Annotated in this window: 20 protein-coding genes, 1 tRNA gene and 3 pseudogenes; 12 read left to right on the top strand and 12 right to left on the bottom strand. The window is 44.9% G+C overall.

Features of this window, described 5'->3' with window-relative positions; translation table 11 throughout:
- Window positions 1-305 precede the first annotated feature (305 nt).
- On the bottom strand, window positions 306-1,271 hold the full coding sequence (locus ACFW2W_RS23170) for an integron integrase (protein WP_378183887.1): 966 nt from the start codon (window positions 1,269-1,271) through the stop codon (window positions 306-308).
- Between the two features lie 258 nt (window positions 1,272-1,529).
- Here ACFW2W_RS23170 and ACFW2W_RS23165 point away from each other — a divergent pair, with 258 nt between their 5' ends.
- From ACFW2W_RS23165 to ACFW2W_RS23140, 6 genes are all read left to right on the top strand, one after another.
- Window positions 1,530-2,507 (top strand): NAD(P)-dependent alcohol dehydrogenase, encoded by a 978-nt coding sequence (locus ACFW2W_RS23165; protein ID WP_378183885.1) that lies wholly within the window; start codon window positions 1,530-1,532, stop codon window positions 2,505-2,507.
- Between the two features lie 222 nt (window positions 2,508-2,729).
- Window positions 2,730-4,073, top strand: a complete 1,344-nt coding sequence (locus ACFW2W_RS23160; RefSeq protein WP_378183883.1) for a methyltransferase domain-containing protein — start codon at window positions 2,730-2,732, stop codon at window positions 4,071-4,073.
- Between the two features lie 12 nt (window positions 4,074-4,085).
- The gene (locus ACFW2W_RS23155) at window positions 4,086-5,102 is read left to right on the top strand and encodes a radical SAM protein (RefSeq protein WP_378183881.1); all 1,017 of its coding nucleotides are present in this window, start codon (window positions 4,086-4,088) and stop codon (window positions 5,100-5,102) included.
- 17 nt (window positions 5,103-5,119) lie between these two features.
- Window positions 5,120-6,142 (top strand): thymidylate synthase, encoded by a 1,023-nt coding sequence (locus tag ACFW2W_RS23150; protein ID WP_378183879.1) that lies wholly within the window; start codon window positions 5,120-5,122, stop codon window positions 6,140-6,142.
- Between the two features lie 21 nt (window positions 6,143-6,163).
- Window positions 6,164-6,958, top strand: coding sequence for a hypothetical protein (locus tag ACFW2W_RS23145; RefSeq protein ID WP_378183877.1), 795 nt, complete (start codon window positions 6,164-6,166; stop codon window positions 6,956-6,958).
- A gap of 44 nt (window positions 6,959-7,002) precedes the next feature.
- Window positions 7,003-7,137 carry a hypothetical protein gene (locus ACFW2W_RS23140; RefSeq protein WP_378183875.1) on the top strand — a complete coding sequence of 45 codons (135 nt, stop codon included), beginning with the start codon at window positions 7,003-7,005 and terminating at the stop codon, window positions 7,135-7,137.
- A gap of 178 nt (window positions 7,138-7,315) precedes the next feature.
- Here the strand turns inward: ACFW2W_RS23140 and ACFW2W_RS23135 are convergent, their stop codons facing one another.
- On the bottom strand, window positions 7,316-7,774 hold the full coding sequence (locus ACFW2W_RS23135) for a MerR family transcriptional regulator (protein ID WP_378183873.1): 459 nt from the start codon (window positions 7,772-7,774) through the stop codon (window positions 7,316-7,318).
- 82 nt (window positions 7,775-7,856) lie between these two features.
- On the opposite strand from ACFW2W_RS23135, the pseudogene cas12k reads away from it, so the two are divergent.
- Window positions 7,857-8,180: pseudogene (gene cas12k, locus ACFW2W_RS23130) on the top strand (type V CRISPR-associated protein Cas12k); the annotation flags it as partial.
- A 13-nt stretch (window positions 8,181-8,193) separates the two neighbouring features.
- On the opposite strand, the gene ACFW2W_RS23125 reads toward cas12k, so the two are convergent.
- A tRNA-Phe gene (locus ACFW2W_RS23125) sits at window positions 8,194-8,266 on the bottom strand.
- A 207-nt stretch (window positions 8,267-8,473) separates the two neighbouring features.
- Here ACFW2W_RS23125 and ACFW2W_RS23120 point away from each other — a divergent pair.
- On the top strand, window positions 8,474-8,638 hold the full coding sequence (locus tag ACFW2W_RS23120; protein ID WP_378183871.1) for a metallothionein: 165 nt from the start codon (window positions 8,474-8,476) through the stop codon (window positions 8,636-8,638).
- A 94-nt stretch (window positions 8,639-8,732) separates the two neighbouring features.
- Here ACFW2W_RS23120 and ACFW2W_RS23115 read toward each other — a convergent pair whose 3' ends face one another.
- Window positions 8,733-9,611: a metal ABC transporter permease gene (locus ACFW2W_RS23115; protein ID WP_378183869.1), complete on the bottom strand. Its 879-nt coding sequence runs from the start codon at window positions 9,609-9,611 to the stop codon at window positions 8,733-8,735.
- Window positions 9,612-9,672: 61 nt separating this feature from the next.
- Between ACFW2W_RS23115 and ACFW2W_RS23110 the strand changes: the two genes are divergently transcribed.
- Window positions 9,673-10,083 (top strand): ArsR/SmtB family transcription factor, encoded by a 411-nt coding sequence (locus ACFW2W_RS23110; protein ID WP_378183867.1) that lies wholly within the window; start codon window positions 9,673-9,675, stop codon window positions 10,081-10,083.
- A 39-nt stretch (window positions 10,084-10,122) separates the two neighbouring features.
- On the opposite strand, the gene ACFW2W_RS23105 is transcribed toward ACFW2W_RS23110, so the two are convergent.
- Both ACFW2W_RS23105 and ACFW2W_RS23100 read right to left on the bottom strand, forming a co-directional pair.
- On the bottom strand, window positions 10,123-10,926 hold the full coding sequence (locus ACFW2W_RS23105) for a metal ABC transporter ATP-binding protein (protein ID WP_378183865.1): 804 nt from the start codon (window positions 10,924-10,926) through the stop codon (window positions 10,123-10,125).
- Window positions 10,927-10,928: 2 nt separating this feature from the next.
- On the bottom strand, window positions 10,929-11,918 hold the full coding sequence (locus ACFW2W_RS23100; RefSeq protein ID WP_378183863.1) for a metal ABC transporter solute-binding protein, Zn/Mn family: 990 nt from the start codon (window positions 11,916-11,918) through the stop codon (window positions 10,929-10,931).
- 315 nt (window positions 11,919-12,233) lie between these two features.
- Here ACFW2W_RS23100 and ACFW2W_RS23095 point away from each other — a divergent pair, with 315 nt between their 5' ends.
- The gene (locus ACFW2W_RS23095) at window positions 12,234-14,243 is read left to right on the top strand and encodes an iron uptake porin (protein WP_378183861.1); all 2,010 of its coding nucleotides are present in this window, start codon (window positions 12,234-12,236) and stop codon (window positions 14,241-14,243) included.
- Window positions 14,244-14,636: 393 nt separating this feature from the next.
- On the opposite strand, the gene ACFW2W_RS23090 is transcribed toward ACFW2W_RS23095, so the two are convergent.
- The 5 genes from ACFW2W_RS23090 to ACFW2W_RS23070 form a co-directional block, all read right to left on the bottom strand.
- Entirely contained in the window at window positions 14,637-14,765 is a 129-nt protein-coding gene (locus ACFW2W_RS23090; RefSeq protein WP_378183859.1) for a hypothetical protein, read from the bottom strand.
- A 15-nt stretch (window positions 14,766-14,780) separates the two neighbouring features.
- Window positions 14,781-16,064, bottom strand: a complete 1,284-nt coding sequence (locus tag ACFW2W_RS23085) for a DUF389 domain-containing protein (RefSeq protein WP_378183857.1) — start codon at window positions 16,062-16,064, stop codon at window positions 14,781-14,783.
- An 83-nt stretch (window positions 16,065-16,147) separates the two neighbouring features.
- Window positions 16,148-16,765, bottom strand: coding sequence for a DUF3611 family protein (locus ACFW2W_RS23080; protein ID WP_378183855.1), 618 nt, complete (start codon window positions 16,763-16,765; stop codon window positions 16,148-16,150).
- An 84-nt stretch (window positions 16,766-16,849) separates the two neighbouring features.
- Window positions 16,850-17,017, bottom strand: a complete 168-nt coding sequence (locus tag ACFW2W_RS23075) for a hypothetical protein (protein ID WP_378183853.1) — start codon at window positions 17,015-17,017, stop codon at window positions 16,850-16,852.
- A gap of 155 nt (window positions 17,018-17,172) precedes the next feature.
- The gene (locus ACFW2W_RS23070; RefSeq protein ID WP_378183851.1) at window positions 17,173-18,102 is read right to left on the bottom strand and encodes an S-layer homology domain-containing protein; all 930 of its coding nucleotides are present in this window, start codon (window positions 18,100-18,102) and stop codon (window positions 17,173-17,175) included.
- A 274-nt stretch (window positions 18,103-18,376) separates the two neighbouring features.
- Between ACFW2W_RS23070 and ACFW2W_RS23065 the strand changes: the two genes are divergently transcribed.
- Both ACFW2W_RS23065 and ACFW2W_RS23060 read left to right on the top strand, forming a co-directional pair.
- Window positions 18,377-19,441 (top strand): AI-2E family transporter, encoded by a 1,065-nt coding sequence (locus ACFW2W_RS23065; protein ID WP_378183849.1) that lies wholly within the window; start codon window positions 18,377-18,379, stop codon window positions 19,439-19,441.
- A 102-nt stretch (window positions 19,442-19,543) separates the two neighbouring features.
- Window positions 19,544-20,272, top strand: a pseudogene (locus ACFW2W_RS23060) (cation:proton antiporter); the annotation flags it as partial.
- A gap of 84 nt (window positions 20,273-20,356) precedes the next feature.
- On the opposite strand, the pseudogene ACFW2W_RS23055 reads toward ACFW2W_RS23060, so the two are convergent.
- Window positions 20,357-21,175, bottom strand: a pseudogene (locus ACFW2W_RS23055) (IS5 family transposase).
- Window positions 21,176-21,320 lie beyond the last annotated feature (145 nt).

Raw genomic sequence — 21,320 nt, 5'->3', positions numbered from 1 at the left:
GAAATGCTGCCGCCAATGGGGGAGGGGATGAAGTGTGAACCGATTAGATTATGTGGTGCTTGTTATGCTGAGTCCCCTTGTCATCGGATTGAGTGGCAGTTTAAGTCTGTTTGGAAGTGCGTAGGCGATAGCCGAGGCGTAAGCCATCGCCATCAGCTTAAGCTTTTAGCCAAATGCCCGAAATGTGAAGCAAGATTTAAGATGCCTGCATTGTGAGAGGATGGGAGATGCGATCGCTGTCGATTATCTTTTGCTAGAATGGGAAATTTTCAACAAGAAAAGCTATTTGTATTGTAACTGAGATTTTAGACATCAAGGGGACTTTTTACTCCTCTACCTCCAAGATTTAAAACATGAGTATAAATCATCGTGGTTTTAACATCTTTATGTCCCAGTAATTCTTGAACCGTTCTGATATCATAGCCATCTTGTAATAATTGCGTCGCAAAACTATGACGAAAAGTATGGCAACTCACACGCTTATTAATCCCTGCCATTTTAACCGCCTGTTTAAGAGCTTTTTGTAATCCACTTTCATGAAGATGATGACGGCGAATAATACCACTACGAGGATCTTGAGAAATGCGATCTGAGGGAAAAACAAATTGCCAAACCCACTCTCGATCTGCATTTTTATATTTTCTTTCTAAGGCAAAAGGTAAATAAACTGAACCATAACCTTTGTCTAAATCCTGTTGATGTAAACGCTTGACAATCTCTAAATGAAACTTCAATTCTTCAGCTAAACTTGTCGGTAACATGGTGATTCGACTCTCCATGCCTTTTCCATCTCTAACAATTACTTGTTTTTGAGCAAAATCTAAATCTTTAATCCGTAATTGTAAGCATTCTGTTTGTCGTAACCCAGTGCCATAAAGCAATTTAACAATCAGTTGATGAACTCCTGATAAATGATTAATAATTGCCAGAACTTCATCTCTGGTCAGAACCGTTGGTACATAACGACTTCTTTTTGCCCGTACCGCATCAACCTGTAAATCTAACTCTTGTTTGAGAACTTCCTTATACAAAAATAAAATAGCACTTAAAGCCTGATTTTGAGTTGAAGCAGCGACATTTTCTTGTACGGCTAAATAAGTTAAAAATTCTTCAATTTCTTTTCCACCCATTTCTCTAGGATGTCGTTTATTATGGAATAAAATATAGCGTTTAATCCAATTAATGTAGCTTTTTTCCGTTTTGTAAGAGTAATGCTTCAGACGAATGACATCACTTACTTGTTCAAGGAGTTTTTTGGGACGTTGTTCCATAAGATGAGATCCAGAATGTTTCTTGATAGTATGACTATCTGGTATGTTATCCCGAAAGTTTCTGGTTGTCATCGGAGAATATACGGAATGTTTCTAGCTATCATCCTCTATGTGGTGATTATCCCGAAAGTTTCGGCTTTTTGTTCCATTGGGGTTGACAAGACGGAAAGTTTCGGTACAATAAATAGTTAGGTTTCGCAAACTCATTGGATAGAAGATTGTGGTGAACCATACTAAAGCTATCTTTGAGGAGCATTCATGAAAGCGATTATCTGCACAGAGTACGGCTCACCTGAGGTTATGCAGCTAAAGGAGGTAGAAAAACCTACTCCTAGGGAAAACGAAGTACTGATAAAAATATATGCGACCACAGTAACATCAGCGGATGTACGCATACGACGGGCTGATCCATTCCCCGTAAGGTTTTTCTATGGTTTCAAAAGACCTAAAAAAAACACGATACTAGGGTCTGAGCTAGCCGGAGAAATTGAAGCAATAGGCAAAAATGTAAAACGATTCAAAGAAGGTGATCAGGTCTTTGCTGGAGCAGGAACTAGTCTTGGTGCTAACGCTGAGTACATCTGTCTACCTGAAGCAGCAGCAGTTGCCATCAAACCTATCAATATGACCTATGAGGAAGCCGCCGCCATTCCTTTTGGAGCAACAACCTCATTACTTTTCCTGAGAGACAAGGGAAATATTCAGAATGGACAAGAAATCTTGATCTATGGGGCTTCTGGAGCATTAGGTACGGCTGCCGTGCAGCTTGCCAAATCCTTTGGGGCAGAAGTTACTGGGGTATGTAGTACGGCGAATTTGGAATTGGTGAAATCTTTAGGAGCCGACAAGGTTATTGATTACACCAAAGAGGACTTTACCAAAAGCGGTAAGACCTACGATATTGTTTTTGACACGATAGGCAAAAGTCCGTTTTCAGGTTGTCTAAGATCACTAAAGCAACACGGAATCTATCTCAGGGCTGTCCATATAAATCTGTCCCCAATACTTCGAGGGCTATGGACTTCGATGACAAGCAACAAGAAAGTGATCGGTGGAGTAGCGATCGAGCGGAAAGACGATCTCATCTTCCTCAAAGAGCTAATTGAGGCAGGGAAGATGAAAGCGGTCATAGATAGACGTTATCCGTTGGAACAGACTGCCGAGGCTCACAGGTATGTCGAACAAGGACACAAGAAGGGAAGTGTAGTCATAACCTTGGAAAACAACAAAACCTAACAACCGCGCTGCACCGGAACGCCCAAATATAGTTGGTTGAGCTGCAAAGGTTATCTACGTCCGGTGAGCGCGAACGTTAGACATCGCTTTCGGTCGGGGGCTTACGTATGAAGAATTTATGAACTGTGGGTGATGTGCAGGCAAGATTTATTTTCCTGAGACATCCTAAATAAAAGTGTCGAGTTATATCGGCTAGTCTGACTACCCAAAGTTCCAGTAGTTATGGTAAAAATTGTTCTTGTTGGCGGACCTACTGGTATTGGCAAGAGTACCTTCATCGATTCCCTCCTATCAGACAGAGAGAGCAGGGAGTTTTACCGTCCGATTTCGTACACGACAAGACCTCCTAGACTTGGAGAGACACGTCAGGAGTATGAACATATCTCTCATGATGACTTTCAGAGAATGAATGATGGCGGGGCATTTGTCACGGTCGATAAAATCTATGAAAACTATTACTCAATCTCGCGAAGTTCAATTCAGGAAATAATTGAACGTGGCGGAATTGCAATAAAAGAGGTTCATCCTAGCAATCATGGCAAGCTAAAGGCTCTTCTCCCTGATGTACTTTCAGTCTTAATACTTCCAGAAGATTCAGATAAATTTTGGACAAGAGCACAAAGTCGGATCTCCTCGTTAGGTAGCGATCGACTTCTACGACTACATGAAGATCAGGCTTTTTATGAATCACTTGATACAAGTGCATATCCCTTCGACATTGTTCTCAGAGTTTCATCCTCAATGTCTACAGAGGCTTTGAAGACTGTCTTTATTGCCTCTTTATTAGATAAAATTGTAGCCTCAAAGGGCTGTTGTATTACTGCATTAGAAGAACAAAATAAGGTAGGTTACGATCTCATAGCCAACGAATTCTTTGATGATCGACGAGTTACCACTGCAAACTTTCACGATTTGAGTATTGATTTTTTCAACCATCACGTTGAGTCCTATAGAGATCCAGACCAGATTGTGCTTGATCTTGGTGCTGGCACAGGATACTTAACCTCTAAGCTGAAAAAACTATTTAAGGCAGTTGTAGCAGTCGATATATCTTCTACAATGCTATCGTTAATTCAACCAGATCCAGGAATTATAAAGGTTGTAGCTTCCGCGTTTAACTTGCCCTTCCCAGATGAAACATTCAAGATTATAGTTTGCAGTTTAGCCGATCCTTTTCTTCTTCCTGAAGCTCTCCATGAGATTGCAAGAGTTCTCACACATGATGGAGCTTTTATATTCAATTCACCATCAAAGATATGGTCAGATGCTCTTCGTAGTATTAATCATAATTCAGAGCTAAATGTCACCAGATTTGTCCATTCTTCAGGCAATGAAGTATCGGTTCATTCTTTCACTTATACAGATGTTGAGTTACAGAATTTAGTTAAATCTTGTGGCTTCCGATTTGAGGTTTTTGAAGTTGCTCATGGCAGGGGATTAAAAAGTTCTCCTCGCCCCATTTCTTCAGCACTAACTCAAGCAGCACAAAAGCTAGGCTTGGGAGTAGACGATTTACCTATCCTTCAATTGATGGTTGTCCGTAAAGACCCCAGCGAGAATAAGTAGAGAGACATGAATATGATTAATTCAGCTAATGCTAAATCCATAGATGTAGATGAGTTTGGATTGAGACTGCGCTCGATATTATTGAAGAAAGACGAGTCGGCAATCTTAATATCAAATTTAATAGACTCTGATCAAGCCTCTGATATTCATAATATTAATTGTGATGGTTATGGTCGAATCTGGCACAAATCTATACTTCCTGAAGAAAACTGGGGAGAAATCGTTTTACCTTACTATCCAGCCGCGTGGAAATTAGGTATCTCAAGAGAAGAGGCGAGTACAATACAAGTATTCCAAAGTGCAGGATGTAACTATCGCTGTTGGTTCTGCTTCGTAGATTATCGACTCTTAGTTGCCGATATTAAAAAGGCTAAGTACTTTACTTGCGATTCATTAGTTAGCTCGCTTAAAAAAGAAGCTTTTATTCCAAAGGTGATCCGATTAAGTGGTGGACAACCAGATCTCACACCCGAATGGACACCGTGGATGATGAAAGCATTAATAAATGCAAATCTCCATGAAACCACTTATTTATGGCTGGATGACAATCTTAGTAATGATTATGCTTGGCGTGTACTCCGAGATGAAGATTGGGATTTAATGAGAAGTTATAAAAATTTTGGTAGAGTTGGATGCCTTAAGGGATTTGATCCCTCCTCCTTTCACTTCAACACAAAAGCTCCACCAGAACATTTTTATCGACAGTTAGAAATATTGAAAAGGCTTTTGGAAACACGACTTGACCTCTATTTGTATCTTGTTCTTACGTCCAATAATATATCAGCGTTGGCAGAGAAGATGGAGAGGCTACTAGATAGCTTACAAGAAATACATCTAAATTTACCTTTGCGAGTTTCTCCTCTAAAAATTAAGCCATATTCTCCTACAGTTTACCGCATGAAAAGCTCAGAAGAATTCGCTATGGAGAATAACCAATATTGCGCGCTCACGGCATGGCGAGAAGCTCTGAGAAAGCGATTTTCTCCCCAAGAGCTTAGATTACCGTGTTATGAAGTAAAAATTCACTAATTTCTCTAACTAAGCTCATGTCACTAGAAACTAACAACAGGCATTTTTTGAGCTTTAATTTAGCTTGCAAAGCGGTCTTACAGGACATTGTAAAATACGGGTCTGATGTGGATTCAATAATTGATCCAATGTCAGTCGGTTCAAATTTTGGATGTCAAGTTAGACCAACCAAGGAAATCATAGGCTATTCCTTTAGCCTTGAATCACCAACTAATAGACTTCTATCTTCAAAGCTTAGAAAGATTAATTTGTCATTTGCAGTTGCAAATTCTCTTTGGACTATATCTGGCTCTGATGAGCTAAGATTTATCAACTTTTATAATCAGAGAGGGAGAGACTTTTCTGACGATCAAATAACTTTATACGGTGCCCACGGCAAAAGATTATTTAACGCAAACGGAGTGAATCAAATCGAGGCTATTACTGAACGTCTAAAGAAAGATCCATATTCTCGTAGAACTGTTGCATCAGTATATTATCCATCTGACAACAGAGCATCTTCTAGAGATATTCCATGTCCCATCGCTATTCAATTTTTGCAAAGAGATGGAAAACTCCACGCGATAACCTATATGCGCTCCCAATCAGCAGCTATGGTTTTGCCATACGATATATATTCATTTACGTTTCTTCAGGAGGTTTTAGCTGTAGAATTAGGGGCTGAGTTGGGTACGTATCATCATGTATGCGGCTCTCTTCACTATTATCTTGACGAGGAAGCTTTAGTGAAACGAATTATTACAGAAGAGGATTTATTGACTTCCGACCCTTATAATCTTCTTCCAGCGATGCCCAGAGAAACCAGTCCACTAAAGATGGTTTCTAAATTGATGGCAATGGAGGAGGAACTACGGACGCAAATTCAGAGTGGAAGGAAGGTGAGCAGATCGCAATTATCAGGCATCCCAGAATATTGGCAAGATTTGCTGCTGATTCTGGTGATAAGGCTTTCTGAAAAAGCAGGTATGGAAATTCAGGAATATTTAGATTTCCTTCCTGAATATTTCTCAACACATCTTGAGAGTTCTGCATCTAAGTAGGGGATCTAAGTAGGGGTGAAAATGGGTATGCAATTAGATATCTTTGAGCAAAAAGATGCTTCAACAAGAAGTCGGGAAGAAATACTTTCCGCTGTGGAAAAATTGCGAGACTATCATGCTCAAGGTATTCTTGGTGGAGAAAAGATGCCAGAGGACTCAAACCCCAGCCTAGATAAGTCTTCAAAAGATAATTTTCATTATTTTACCTTACCTATGGCGCTGAATTACCAGCGTAATTCCTATAAACTTTGGGAGTCAGCCGTTGCTGCTTACGAAGATCCAGAAACGAACTTCATCTTTTCGCCTGAGAAGGTTGTCAGTACATCAGAGGATGCTTTGCGCTCTGCTTTAATGAAGCATAAAGTTGCCCTCCAGCCCAATCGCCACCCTAGTATCTGGAGAACCATTTGTGGAACCTTGACTGATCATTACCAAGGGGATGTAAGAAATCTACTTGCTGACAACTCCTATGATATATCTCTAGTTCTCAACGATGTGCAGATCAAGCACAAAAAGGGATTTCCCTATCTAAGCGGGCATAAGATTGCTAATTACTGGCTATACGTTATCTCCCAGTACACAGATGCAAAGTTGAAGAACAAGACCTGTCTTTCTATTGCACCTGATACTCATGTCATTCAAGCCAGCGTTATGCTTGGAGTCATTGAGTCTTGCGGCGATCAAAATGTGGTTCGTACTGATGTAGCAAAGGCGTGGGAAAAAATTTTAGTTGGCACTGATCTATCTCCGATTGATGTACATACTCCCCTTTGGCTATGGAGTAGAAGGCACTTTGAGCCAAGTATCTGGGATTAAAGTCAGAGATTAGCAATCCCGAAAACTGCTTCCGTTGCGCCGCGATGTCTAACAACCGTGTTGCAGCGGACGGTATGAAGAGCTTGGTGACGATGCGAAGGTTATCTGCCGCCGCTGACCAGGAACGTTATACCGAACCGATGCGCCCATTAAGGTTGTCTGTTTCTATCCGAGATTAGGCAAGCAAAAATGGTCGGCTTCGTTGGTAAGTCCACAGAAGTTATTGGCGATCGCCAAGCCCAAATAATTGTTAAGCGATCGGGGCATAACAAATCATTGGAGCGGACAAAATTGTGATATTTTTTGAGTTGGGGGCGATCGCCACCATTATTATCCAATTATCAGCAAAGTCTAAAATTAAACTATGCAATCGCCTGCGGTAGCAAAACTGCTGAGATTGTCGCGTAAACGTTGATGAATGCGATCGCTCCAAAATGGCACAACAGGCAAACCCTGATTAATCGTTTCCAACGCCAAACCACTGTCAAAACTTACCAAACATTGCCGCTTTAAATCCAATAACAGCATAAACCGTTTCATCTGCCCTTCTAAGACAGACGGTTGAAACAGCCATGACTCACTAGCTTTGAGCGTTTCCAGCACTTCCTGGCAAACCTCAAAACTCAAACCCATAGACAGCAAATATTCCATCACAGTCAGCGCCAACAAGTCTGTTTGCGAATAATAAACATTCCGACCCTTACCGCTAGGGTTAACCGTTGGCACAACTACCCCTTTCTCTCGCCAATACTGTAATTGCCGCCGAGAACATCCGGTAATTTGCGCTGCTTCTGTGCTGGTGTAGAAATTATCCATAGATTTTCATAATACCTAACAAAGATGCAAAATAATTTTGGCATCTTAAACACATAATGTTTTCTTGTGTTATGGTATTTTTATGAGCCAAATAACTATTCAGTGTCGCTTAATTGCCAAAGAACCCAGATGCCAAGCACTCTGGCGGTTAATGGCTGAATTGAACACGCCCTTAATTAACGACATCCTCAACCAAATAGCGAACCATCCCGACTTTGAAACCTGGCGAGAAAAAGGTAAACTCCCTGCTGGTATGATCCAGCAGTTATCTAACTCTCTGAAAACCGACCCCCGCTATATTGGTCAGCCAGGGCGCTTTTATACCTCTGCAATTACTCTGATTAGTTACATTTACAAATCTTGGTTTAAAGTCCAGCAAAGGCTACAGCAGCGATTAGTCGGTCAAATGTACAAGAAAATGCCAGGACGGAGATTTGAACTCCGGACACGAGGATTTTCAGTCCTCTGCTCTACCAACTGAGCTATCCCGGCGCACGTTTTTTGTGCTTTATTAATTTAACAAATTTAGAAGGTGTTGACAAGCCCCTAGTGGCAGATTCGTTAATCTTTTTAGTTTTTGTCAGAGATCCCGGTTGCAGCAAGGGCGATCGCTATTTTTGTGACGGTTCCTGAAAAGAAGGGATATCTGAATATCTGTTCAGATGTTATAGTGAATCAAGACTTGACTAGGAGAAAGCGATGACTACCGTAACTTCGATGAAATGTGCCTGTGAATCATGCCTGTGCGTTGTTTCCATCAGCGAAGCGGTGGAAAAAGGTGGTAAATACTACTGCGGCGAAGCTTGTGCCAATGGTCACGAATCTGGACAAGGCTGCTCCCATCAAGGCTGCAACTGTGGCTAGCTAAATGAAGGTTGAAGGTTTACAGCAGTTGAAAGTTCTCATAAACCGGCTAACCTTCAACCGGCTAATCTGCAACTGGCTAACCTTCCTTGCCTCAGCTAGCTTGCAGATTCAACTTTGCCCAGCCGAGAACGGCTAGAAATAGCAAAAACTGGACTAGAACAATACTGGGGCCAGAAGCAAAGTTGAAAAGACCGGATACAATCATTCCGGTAACGCTACTAATCGCTCCCAAGAAAACGGAGAGCCAGAGAAAGTAGATAAATTGGTGACTCAATAACTTGGCAGTAGAGGCGGGAATCACCAGAAAGGCATTTACGAGTAAGATGCCCACAGCTTTGATAGAAACGGCAACTGCCAGCGAGAGCAATACAACAAATAAGTAGCGATAAAGCTGGACTGGAACACCCTGAACCTTTGCCACATCGGGGTTAAGCGTCAACAATATTTGCTCTCGCAGCGTTGACAGTAAAAATATACTGCTGCCCACAAGCAATAGTAAAACCAGTACCAAGTCGGTGTTATTAATTGCGAGAATATCGCCAAATAAAGCGCCTAAGAGGTTGCCCCGATAGCCCTGGATGAAGCTGCTAAGGATGACGCCAATTGCTAAGGCACCGGATAGCACAATGCTGAGGATGTTGTCGCTGGCGAGATTAGTTTGGTCAATCAGGTAGAGAACCGCTAAACCAAAAATTACGGTAAAGGGTAGTAGCATCCAGGTAGGATTTAGCTGTAATAAGACTCCCATCACCAGCCCGACTAAAGCCGCGTGACCAACGGCGTGGCTGAAAAAAGACAACTGGCGCAAAGTAACAAAACTGCCCAGAAAGCCGCCCAGGAGTCCCATCAGGACGCCACCAGCGATCGCTCGTTGCATGAAGGGAAACTGCAACAAGGTGATTAAATTAGCGCTATCAGCGATCGCTAGCCAGTGAAAATGAAATAAGATCGACAAATCTAGGAGAGTCATTAGCTTTCCATCCACGTCAGCGAATCAGTTACGATAAGAGTATCTAGCTATAGTTTGAGAAATGTCAGTGCAACTTTCATCTGATGAAGCTGTAAATAGCGACCTTCAGAAAACAGAAAATTTAAATTGTAATCCGCCACACCCAGTTGACATAGATAACGCTCACCAATTGCAAACTCAGATTCTCAGCACCGAGAAGTCCCAGCGCATGGCAGAGTTCTTCAGTCTCTTAGGAGACGCCAACCGCCTGCGGATTCTATCAGTTTTGGCACTAAAAGAACTGTGTGTCTGTGACTTGGCAGCAGCGCTGGAAATGAGCGAATCAGCGGTTTCCCATCAGTTGAGAGCCTTACGCGCCCTGCGACTGGTCAGCTACCGCAAGCGTGGGCGCAAGGTCTTCTATAGCCTTCAAGATAATCACGTTTTAGACCTCTATCGCTCTGTTGCAGAACATTTGGATGAAGCCAATTAAAAATATCTGGCATTTTTAATGCAAGCATTTTTAATTGTTTTAGTGGTGATGATGATAGCGACTGAAGCTTGGGCCATAAGTAGCTAGCAAGTTTTGGGGAGAAAGGGCAATTTCCGGGGTGCCAGTGCAGACTACCGTTTGATTGAGGCAGAGAACGCGATCGCAGTGGCGACTTACCATGTCAATATCGTGGGAAACTTGCAACACCGTCCAATTTTCCTCGCGTTTGAGTTCATTCAGCAAAGCATAAAAATCTGCTGCACCCTGCACATCCACACCGGCAAACGCTTCATCCAGCACTAGAAGTTGACGAGGCATGACCAGACAATATGCAAGCAAAACTCGCTTTAGTTGCCCGCCACTCAGGGTGCCGATAGATTGACGGCGCAGGTGATAGGCATCTACTCGTTTCAGGGCAAATGCGATCGCTTCTAATTTTTTTTCATCTTGTCGCCAGAATGACAAAAAGTTTTGAGTTTTGAGTTTTCCTGACTCGTGTTTCTTCACCCATCCCAACCCCACCAATTCGGCAACAGAAATCGGAAAACTCCGGTCAAAGATAAAATTTTGCGGCATATAGCCTAACCAGTGACACCAACGCCCCAAACGTTCAACTGGACGGTCAAAAATTTCTACTTTTCCGGCACTTCGCGGAATTAATCCCAGAATTGCTTGCACCAGCGTACTTTTACCGGCACCATTAGGGCCAACTACTGCCGTATCAGTGCCGGGTAGCAATTCAAAAGAGACATCCCGAAGCGCCAGATAACTGCCTAGGGAGACAGTTAAGCCGTCAACTTTCAGAATTGGAGATGGGGAATTAGGGGCGTCAGAGTTTCTCACGTCTACTTGCAGGCAGCTTCCAGGGTTTGCAGATTTTGCTTCATCGCAGTGAAATAATGCTCCGGATTCAAGGGGCCATTTTCCAGAGGATCGATGGTTCGCAGGGTTAATTTCAAGTCGGTGGAGAGACTTTTGAGCAATTTATTGTCAGTTCCTGGTTCGCCAAGCAGCGCTTTAACATTGTACTTTTTCACTGCCCCGACCGCCTTTTGGATGTCAGCGGGGGAAAGGTTATCTTCGGGAATCTGAACCACTGCAACTTGCTTAAGCTGGTAGCGCTGAGCAATGTAAGGATAGGCGTCGTGGAAGGTGACATAAGTACAACCGCGATAGGGTTGCAGACGCTGCTGAAATTCTTTGTCTAGCGCTTCCAGTTGCTGAATGTAGGCGGTGGCGTTTGCTTGATAAGTCGCTTTGTTCTCAGGATTGGCTGCAATTAAACCATCCCGAATATTCTCTACTTGCTGTTTTGCTCGGACTGGATCGAGCCAAACGTGAGGATTGGCTTCTGCGTGGTTATGGTCTTCTTCGCTAGTGGCATCTTGACCATTCACTACAGGTGAGGCGTCTTCTAAGGCGTTCATGCCTTTACTGCTATCAATTTCTTTGAGCTGGGCGTTTCCAGAATTTTTTATCGTTTCTTGGAGAAATTCTTCCAAGCCTAAGCCGTTTTTTACCAGCACATCTGCTTGGGCGATCGCTTGCACGTTTGCGGGTGTCGCTTGATACTCATGCACTTCTGAACCGGGTGGCACCAAAACTTCTATCTGCGCTTTGTCACCCGCAACTGCCGATGTAAACCAATATATCGGCAAAAACGTCGCCACCACCCGTGGAGACTCCGTATTCTGCGTCCCTACTGGCGGCTGCGGCGAAGCACTCTGCTGTGGGGATGAGGGATTGGATGAGCTACACCCAGTGGCAGCTAACACGGACAGCAGCAATAGGGACAGGGCAAAGCGTGAATGATGTCGGATTTTAGGGCGCGTCACGGTTTATCTCCTGATTGACAGTGGAAGTGTCAATCTTTATTTTGAGAATGAGTCTTATTTTACTATATGAGAATAAGTCTCATTTTAGTATGATGTTGCTGCGGATGGCTGAGTTTTGATAGGTAAATGCCATGAGGGGGGATTGTAAATGAGTGTGTTTAAGAGTAAAGATTCTCATTAGCAACTGAGAATTTTCAGTTGAAAAGGGCAACTTATGAGCAAAATAAGTTAGCAAAATTGTCAATAGATTGCCCTTGCTAAGCAGTACAGCAGTGAAAATTGCTGAAAACATGGAAAGGGTGTGAGGAGTGAGAAATGAAATTTAAAAGCCTGTGGAATGCGCTGCTGGTAAGCCCAGCCGTGTTCGGTGCAATGCTGGGAATGGATGCTGAAGCATTCGCAACTGCAACCCCAGCGGTGATGGAAGTGAAGGAGAACCCAATAGAGGAAGCGATCGCCCCAACTCCCGCGATCGAGGAGGATAAAGAGGAATCTCAAACGTTACATCAAAAAACTGAAGAATTGGTATCAAATACGGCAGCTACCGACACCGCGCCGATTACCACCCCTTCTGAGCTGATGGAAGCATCTGCTGTCAAGATAGAAACACCAGCATCGGTGGTAATGACGCCGAATCAGTCAACAGTGGCTGATTTAGCTGAAATCCCAGCGATCGCGCCGAGATCGGTGACTGCTGATGCCGACGTTTTAGAACAAATCGATGTTTACAGCAATCCAGAGGGTGCGGATAGTTCCCTGGAACAAGTGACGAATGTTTCCCAACTGCAAGACGTAGAACCGACAGACTGGGCGTATGAAGCGCTGCGATCGCTTGTCGAACGTTACGGTTGTATTGCAGGATATCCCGATGGCACCTTTCGCGGCAACCGGGCACTCAGCCGGTATGAATTTGCCGCCGGATTGAATGCTTGTCTGCAACAAATCGAGAAATTGATTGCTGCCAGTTCGGCAGATTTCGTCACCAAAGCGGATTTAACCACATTACAGCGACTGATTGATGAATTTGGTGCGGAACTGGCGACATTGCGGACGCGGATCGATAATTTAGAAGGTCGCACCGCTTTTCTGGAAAGCCATCAATTTTCTACCACCACCAAACTACAGGGAGAAGCAGTTTTTGCCCTGGCAGGGATTTTCACTGGAGAAGATGCCACTGGCGAAGACATCGACAATGTAACGATTTTTGGTCATCGCACCCGGTTGAATTTTGAAACCAGCTTCACCGGGAAAGACTTACTGAGAACGCGACTGCAAGCGGAAGGACTGGGTTCTCTCACCGAACGCACCCTGACACCAGAAGGCAACTTGTTTTTCTCAGGTGCGACTGACAATGATGTTTTCGTGGATGCGTTTCTTTACGCTTTCCCCCTCGGTGAGAGAACAGAAGTGGTGGTTGCAGCAAATGCAGGTGCGGCGGATGACTTTACCGATACCGTCAACTTCCTTGACGGTGATGGTACCACTGGGGCACTATCTACTTTTGGAACGCGCCCCCCGATTTATTACCTGGCGGAAGGTGCTGGAGTTGGACTAAGGCAGCAGTTGGGCGATCGCTTTGAACTCAGCTTAGGCTATTTAGCGGGTGACGCCGCCAACCCGGAAGAAAATGGTGGTTTGTTCAATGGCCCTTACGGTGCCTTGGCACAGCTACTGATCAAGCCAAGCGATCGCTTGAAGCTGGGTTTGACCTACATTCATTCCTACAACAACAATGACACCGGCACTGGCAGCAATCTCGCTAATTTCCAGGGCGGACTTGCCCGCTTCTTCGATACCGATATTGACGGTAGTTCGGTAGGCGGTGGTATAACTAACTTAGGATTTAGCACCAATCTCCCCTTAGTCAGCAATTCCTACGGTGTGGAGTTATCTTGGCAACTGAGCGATCGCTTTGTTTTGGGTGGCTGGGTTGGCTACACCAACACGCGCAACCTCTCCACCTTAGGAGGACTCATTGATCGTGGCAAAGTTGACATCTGGAACTGGGCTGTCACCCTAGCCTTCCCGGATTTGGGTAAACAAGGCAACTTGGCGGGCATTATCGTTGGCATGGAGCCGAAAGTCACTGGCTCAACCATCGATATCAATCCCGGCGCAGTCGGCGCATTAACCGCAGCAGGCATCCCCATCCCGCCAGTGGGAGAAGATGACGATACTTCACTGCACATTGAAGCCTTCTACCAGTATCAAGTAACGGACAATATCGCCATCACGCCTGGGGTTATCTGGCTCACCGCTCCCGACCACAATAATCGTAACGATGATATTGTGATCGGCACTATCCGCACCACGTTTACATTCTAGTTAATATAGCGTTTCAAGAGTTGGGTAGAATATATCAGGACTTACGCAACATTACCACATCTAGGGGCAACCACAGGGGATTGAACCCCAAAAAACGCTATATGTATAAGCTTTGCGTAAGTCCTGATATTGCGGTTCTAACGTTCAGTAGGGACTTTTTGATTGCCATGCCCCTACAGATGTGTTGCACCCAACCCTTGAATTGCTGTAGTCAGGACTTACGCATATATCACCACATCTGCCACCGCAACCACAAGGGGATTGAACCCGAAAAAACGCTATATGTATAAGCTTTGCGTAAGTCCTGTGTAGTCATTAGACCTCTTGCAAAAATACTTGGCGATGTTCGTAATCGCGGCTACAAAAACGTAGGCGCGTTCATGCCGTCAGGCTTTAGCCTTCAAGGGAGGGTAGTCCGCCTACGCGGGTTTTAAGAGTCCGCGCAGGCGGACTTTGTTTGTGTTGCAGAATCTGCTGTTGCTCGTGTTCTATAGCTTGTTCAGGAGGATCGAATTGCTGCATCAGAACGGTTTAATCCTACGATTTAGCGTCAGGCGCTTCTAGCACAATGACATCAACGAGCGGTGTGGCATTAAAGTCTTTCAATAGGCGACTTTGAAGGGATTGAGTCAGATCAGCCCGAATTTGTTCAGCCGATCGCGTTGCCTCTGTCTGACGCTGCACATACACGACACAGAGCAACGTATTTTGCCCCTGAATGTTAGCTCTGGTAAATCGAACATTTGCCTCGACCAGTTGAACCGAATCATTTTGCTTCACCACCTGCTGCAATTGGGCATTTGCCCGCTGTGCGCGACTCGATCGTTCTAAGTCAGGTGAGCTAGAAAATTGCCAGATCAGTAAACCTGTCAGCACGATCGCACTGATCCCCACCGAGATCGGAAACACGCCGCGCTTGCCCCGCTGATAGCGCGATCCCTGCGTCGAGAGTCCAAACAGGCGAAACACCAAAGCAGCAGACAGGTTAATGCCGCCCAGTTGTAGCAGCAGCAAAAACAGTCCGTTGCTGGCTAAATCCCACCGTCCGATCGCACCTGCCATACCGACGATGCCTGCGGGTGGAGCGAGTGAAGCTGCAACCAGCATTCCAGTTGCGGCTCCCGACACCAAACTGCTGCGATCTGACTGAACTAAAGTCAGTGCTCCCGCCGCTCCCGCCGCCAGCGGAATCAAAACAGAAACCGTAGAAATTTGGCTGCTATCGATCATCAAATTTGTTGGAATCTGCTGCTGAAGTATCCAACTAAGCAAGGCAGTGGTGGCAATCGTGACGCTCAAGGCAGCAAAATAGCGAATGATACTGCGCTGAAGGAGTTGGCGATCGCCCCTCGCGGTTGCCAGTGCCGTATTCATAGCGGGACCAGCAAACGGAGCCAGCAGCATCGCCGCCACTAGCAGGTAAACCGTATTATTATATAAGCCAATCCAAACTATGACCCCAGCGATCGCCGCATAGCTGAGAAATCCTTTCCAAGAGCCGGTACTTTGCAAACCCGACAGAAAAATTTCGAGCGGGCTGCGTTCTTCAACGTTTGTCACCTGATCAGGGGCAGCGTCAGCAGGCGGATGCAAAGCCATGATTCCGGTTGGCAGCAGCGTAAAGCTCAAGTCTGGTACGTCTTCCAGTTTGCCGAGCAGTTCTTCGACTTTGCCATTAGAGATATGAACAAGCACCAAATCCAGCGGTTGCTCAATTCCAGCCGCTTCAAACTGCGCCAAGTTTGTTCCCTCACAGGCTTTGGCAATTTCTAAGACTGTTTTTCCGCATCCCTGCGGCACCTGCACAAGAAGCTGTCTCATCAGCTTTCATCATCTCAACGAAACGTTTTTTAAGGGTTGGAGGATCAAACTATCGGTAAAAGAGATCTAAGCCGATCGATAAATCAACGATGCAGCCATTCAAACACGCTAAGCGAAGCAACAGTGCCAACAAAATGGGCTGTAATTCCGCTCATGTTTGCCATTGCCACCATAATGTCGATCGACCGAATCATGCGAGTCGGGTCATAAATCGCCATGCCTTGGGGTTGAGCAATGGATTTCGATAACAGCACTCCCAGCGTTGCGCCGCCACCCAGAATCGTTAGCAACATGCCAACTAAGCCCGCGATCGCACCCAGACGCAACACGGTCATCACCTCTGCTTTGGTTGGGTGTTTCAGTGTGTCTGCATGACGCAACCGCCTTGCCAATCGCGTTTGCCGAAAGGCAAGGTAAATTCCAGCTAGCAGCGCTAAAATGCCGCAAACTGCCCAAAAAATCCCGACTCCAATTCCTGGAGTTACGCCTTGGTTCACTGGCACTGCAACACCAGGAGTTACACCACTGGGAAGTGCAGTCGCCTGACTAAAATTTCGACCCGCGATCGCAAATACGACCATCAGCAGCGAAATCGCTCCCAAGCCAATTTGTACAGAGAGACCGATCCACCCTGTCAGGCGTAAAACGTTACCCACTTTTTCTAGTTTCGACTCAAGTGATTGTCTTTCAACAGACTGCATATCGGCTCTCCATTAGACTGGCTTTATATTTCGCTGCTAGAGGAATTGTCTAAGCTAATTGTGGGCAGATCGGGCTGAGTTAACCTAACGCTCACGCACCACGTATTGAGCCGCTGCTTGATCCGCAATTGGTGCTGCTTTGCCCTGACTGACTAGTGCCTGATGAATCAAGGCAGCTACTTCACCGCGCGTTGCAGGTCGGGTTGGGTTCAACACCCGTTGATCGGGATATGTACAGAGAGACCGATCCACCCTGTCAGGCGTAAAACGTTACCCACTTTTTCTAGTTTCGACTCAAGTGATTGTCTTTCAACAGACTGCATATCGGCTCTCCATTAGACTGGCTTTATATTTCGCTGCTAGAGGAATCGTCTAAGCTAATTGTGGGCAGCTCGGACTGAGTTAACCTAACGCTCACGCACCACGTATTGAGCCGCTGCTTGATCCGCAATTGGTGCTACTTTGCCCTGACTGACTAGTGCCTGATGAATCAAGGCAGCTACTTCACCGCGCGTTGCAGGTCGGGTTGGGTTCAACACCCGTTGATCGGGATAGTTAACAACAATTCCGGCTGCGGTTGTTGCCGCAACATCATCCACAGCATACTGAGGAATCTGAGCGGCATCCTGGTAGTAGTCGCTTACTGCTAGCGAGACTGGGCGCTGTGAAGTGTTGCTTGCGGTTTGAGGGTTGGCTGCGACAGTTGCTCTAGCTGGCGTTGTCATCAACGGCTGCATCAACGTGGTCATGGCAAGGGGAAACATGAAGGGTCTCATAGCACGCCGACGAGGTGTAGCCTGCGCTGGGGCTGGTGTGGCAGAGGCTGCAACAGGTTTACTATTGTCGGCTGTGGTTGTAGGCAAATTTAGGTTTTGGGCCAGCGAAACCAATACCTCAACCCTGGTGACAGGCTGATTCGGGCGAAACTCTCCACCCGGATACCCTTTCATAAATCCCATTTCATAGGCATCTTCAATCGCTGAGCTTGCCCAATAGCCCTGGGGAATGTCTTTATAAACGCTGCCGCTGGCGATCTGCCGTTCTAGATTCTGAGAGAACGCTTTCTGCAAAATTGCAGCAAATTCGTCGCGAGCGACAGGTTCTTCTGGACGGTATGTGTCGTCAGGATAGCCCGTCACAATGTTGCGCTCTGCTAAGTTTTGAATAAAAGGCTGCGCCCAATAATTTTGTGTGTCAGGAAAGCTGGTATTCGCAGGTGCCGCCGCCATTGCGGAATCAGGGATACCCACAAAATAAGGTGTGATCGCGGCTGTTGCAAGTCCAAATATAAGCAGAGTGCTGCTAAATACCGAATTATATTGAGAATGAAAATTCATCAGCGGTCTTCTTTATTTGTTTGTTAATTCACAAGAAGTTTACTAATTAATCTAATTCGAGTTGTGTACCGTTTGAAGGAGATTAACCACTAAGTACCGCTGTTTGTATATTTTGAGTTGTCACCTATCACTAGATAGATATTTTACAACAACTTCCTTGTAGCAGAAGTTGTGCAAATTAGGTGGTATTAACTGGAGCAACAAAGGTAGAACGTTAGTAGACTGTTTGTTATTGTTAAGCAGTTTTTCTTCTCAGAAAGCGGAAGGCAAAACTTTGACATTAGGACGCTGGGTTGGATTAATTTCGCTGCTCATTTCGCTCTATGTTCTGTGGCAAGTTCGATCGATCGTGCTGCTGTTTTTCATGGCAGTGATCTTTGCCACTGGGCTAAATCGAGTCGTGCGCCAGTTTCAGAAATCTCAACTTAAACGAGGGGTGGCGATCGCGCTGACAGTGGCGATCGCACTCATGATTTTAGGACTGGTTTTAATTTTAGTCGCTACTCGAATTATGGAGCAAGTCGATCAGCTAATTGACCTGATTCCAGGCGCAATTGCCCAGGTTGCAAATCTCAACTACTGGATACAAGAGCAAATTCCAGGTCGAATCATTAACAATCTTCCTAGCTTAAGCGATTTGAGCCTTCAGCTTCAGCGGGTTGCAAACTGGGCAATCATTCACTTTTATCAGATTTTTTCTAACTCTCTATCCCTACTGCTCAACAGTTTATTTCTAACAGTATTAACACTGATGTTATTGGCAAACCCAAAGCAGTATCGCAATCTACTGATTCAAGGATTTCCTGCATTCTATCGCAGACGAGCAGATAGCATTCTCTCAAAGTGTGAGATTGGTTTAGTCAACTATCTGGGTGGAATTGCCCTCAGCATGGCTTTTATTGGCATTGCCTCAACAATAGGATTGCTTGTACTACAGGTTCCCTTGCCATTGGTGAATGGACTGATTGCAGGCATATCAGCGTTTGTTCCCTACCTTGGCGCGATCGCTAGCGTTGTCCCACCTGCCCTATTAGCTTTGTTAGATTCTCCCTGGAAGGCGATCGAAGTTTTGCTGCTATATTTTTTGATTCAGCAAATTGAAGGCAATCTGATCACGCCCATCATCATGAAACACCAAGTGTCTCTATTGCCTGCAACAACCCTTGCTTTGCTGACTGCCTTTGGAACGTTCTTTGGTATTTTGGGATTATTTTTAGGATTACCAATTTTAGTAGTCGCGCAAATCTGGCTTAAAGAGGTGTTAGTGAAAGATATTTTAGATCAATGGACAGTTCCTCGAAAAATAGCTTCAAGTGAATCTGCACAGCATGAACGTTGAACAAATTGCAAACTCCTTTGGATATCAAAACAAAATCGACATAATTCAGCTACGATCGCCCTGGCATCTTTAGCTCAACCGACTTTAGCCAAATTGATTTTAATGGAAGATTCTCTACTGATTACGGTTCTCATTAGCACAACTGTAGTGGTTGGCATTGGTGCTCAGGTTTTAGCCAGATGGCTTCAGATTCCTAGTATTGTCTTACTGCTGCTCTTTGGCATCCTTTTAGGTTCCAGCAGCTTAGGCGTGCTGGAGCCTTCGCTTCTAGGTAGCGGTTTAGAAGTCATCGTTTCTTTAGCGATCGCTCTGATTTTGTTTGAGGGAGGGCTAAGTTTACAGATTCGCGATCTAGGTAGCGTTTCGGTGAGTCTCCGCAATCTCGTGACCATCGGAGTGCTGATGACCTTTCTCGGCGGCGCGATCGCCGCCCATTTCTTGAATGAGTTTCCCTGGTCGATCGCCTTTCTCTACGCCTCCTTAGTAGTAGTCACGGGTCCGACGGTGGTGACTCCTTTGCTGAAGCTGATTGGGGTTGAACAACGAGTCGCAACACTTCTGGAGGGCGAGGGGATTTTGATCGATCCCATTGGTGCGATCGTGGCAGTGATCACCCTCAACATCATTTTGAGTCGTCATGAAGTGCCACTGGTTTTAGTCGGCACGGCAATCCCGTTATTGGTGCTGAAAAGCTTGGGGCTACGGTTAGGCATTGGGATAGCGATCGGGTTAAGTGCAGGTGGTCTACTCAGTCTGCTGCTCAAGCAGTCTAAATCGCTGCCACAAGAATTAAAAAATCTGGTGGTACTAGCAGCAGTGTGGGGCGCTTTTAGCTTGGCACAGGCACTCCGAAGCGAGTCAGGGCTGTTGGTTGCAGTGTTGATGGGCATCAATAGACCTCTTGCACGCAGTCGGTCAGGAAGATTCGATTTGAGAGAGATGAAGCTCATAATTATAGAGAGCAGCAATCAGATTAAAGCGCAAACTAAATCTTTTTCGACGATTTCTATAAGTCAGAGACAAGATTTTAAATATTTTCATCTGGCGATTTACATGCTCAACTAAAACTCTAATTTTGGCTAATTCTTGGTTCCTCTTTTTATCCTCATTACTTAATCTACCTCCTCTGGGTTTTTTCTGGGGAATCCGACTATTATCATGTAATTTTTGAATACCTTGATAACCTTTATCTCCTAAACACTCGATGTTTTCTCTCAACCTCACTTTACTATTTTTAAATATACAGAAATCATGTTCTCTACCCTTACCATGAGCGGTGCAGATGATTTGACCATTCGCTTGGTCTACCACTAATTGTGACTTGAGTGTATGCTGTTTCTTCTTCCCACTGTAGAACTTTTTTTGTTTTTTTTAGGACGTTCAATTGGGCTTTCTGTAACATCCACAATCACTACCTGTAACTGATAATCAGAATTGGCCAGTCTTTTCTTACCAGGAAGAGTAAAAGCTCTGGATTTAACCAGTGTATCTTCTATTTTTCGGATAATTCGGTAAGCTGTAGACTCATTTACTCCCCAAGTTTGGCCAATATGAAAGTAGGTGCGGTATTCTCTCCAATATTCCAATGTCATCAACAATTGGTCTTCTAAGCAAAGTTTCCCTGGTCGTCCTGTTTTTTGTTTGGTTTGATGAAAGCGCTCGCACTATCTCTAGCATCTGGTTAAAAGTCTCTGGACGTACACCACATAAGCGTTTAAAGTCTTCTGGTCTCAGGCTCTTTACTTGTAAAGTAGGTCATCAATGCTACCCAACTCTAACCTACTTGTCCCACGCCTCTGGGACTTTTGCAAGAGGTCTATTGACTATTGACTACTAAAAAAAACCAGCTGATGCGACAGCTGGTTGAACAAAATCTTTA

Origin of the sequence: Coleofasciculus sp. H7-2 (genome assembly GCF_042747725.1) — a bacterium.
Taxonomy (GTDB): domain Bacteria; phylum Cyanobacteriota; class Cyanobacteriia; order Cyanobacteriales; family FACHB-T130; genus FACHB-T130.
Note: the sequence above shows the minus strand (reverse complement) of the source record. Positions and strands in the feature narration are given on the sequence as shown.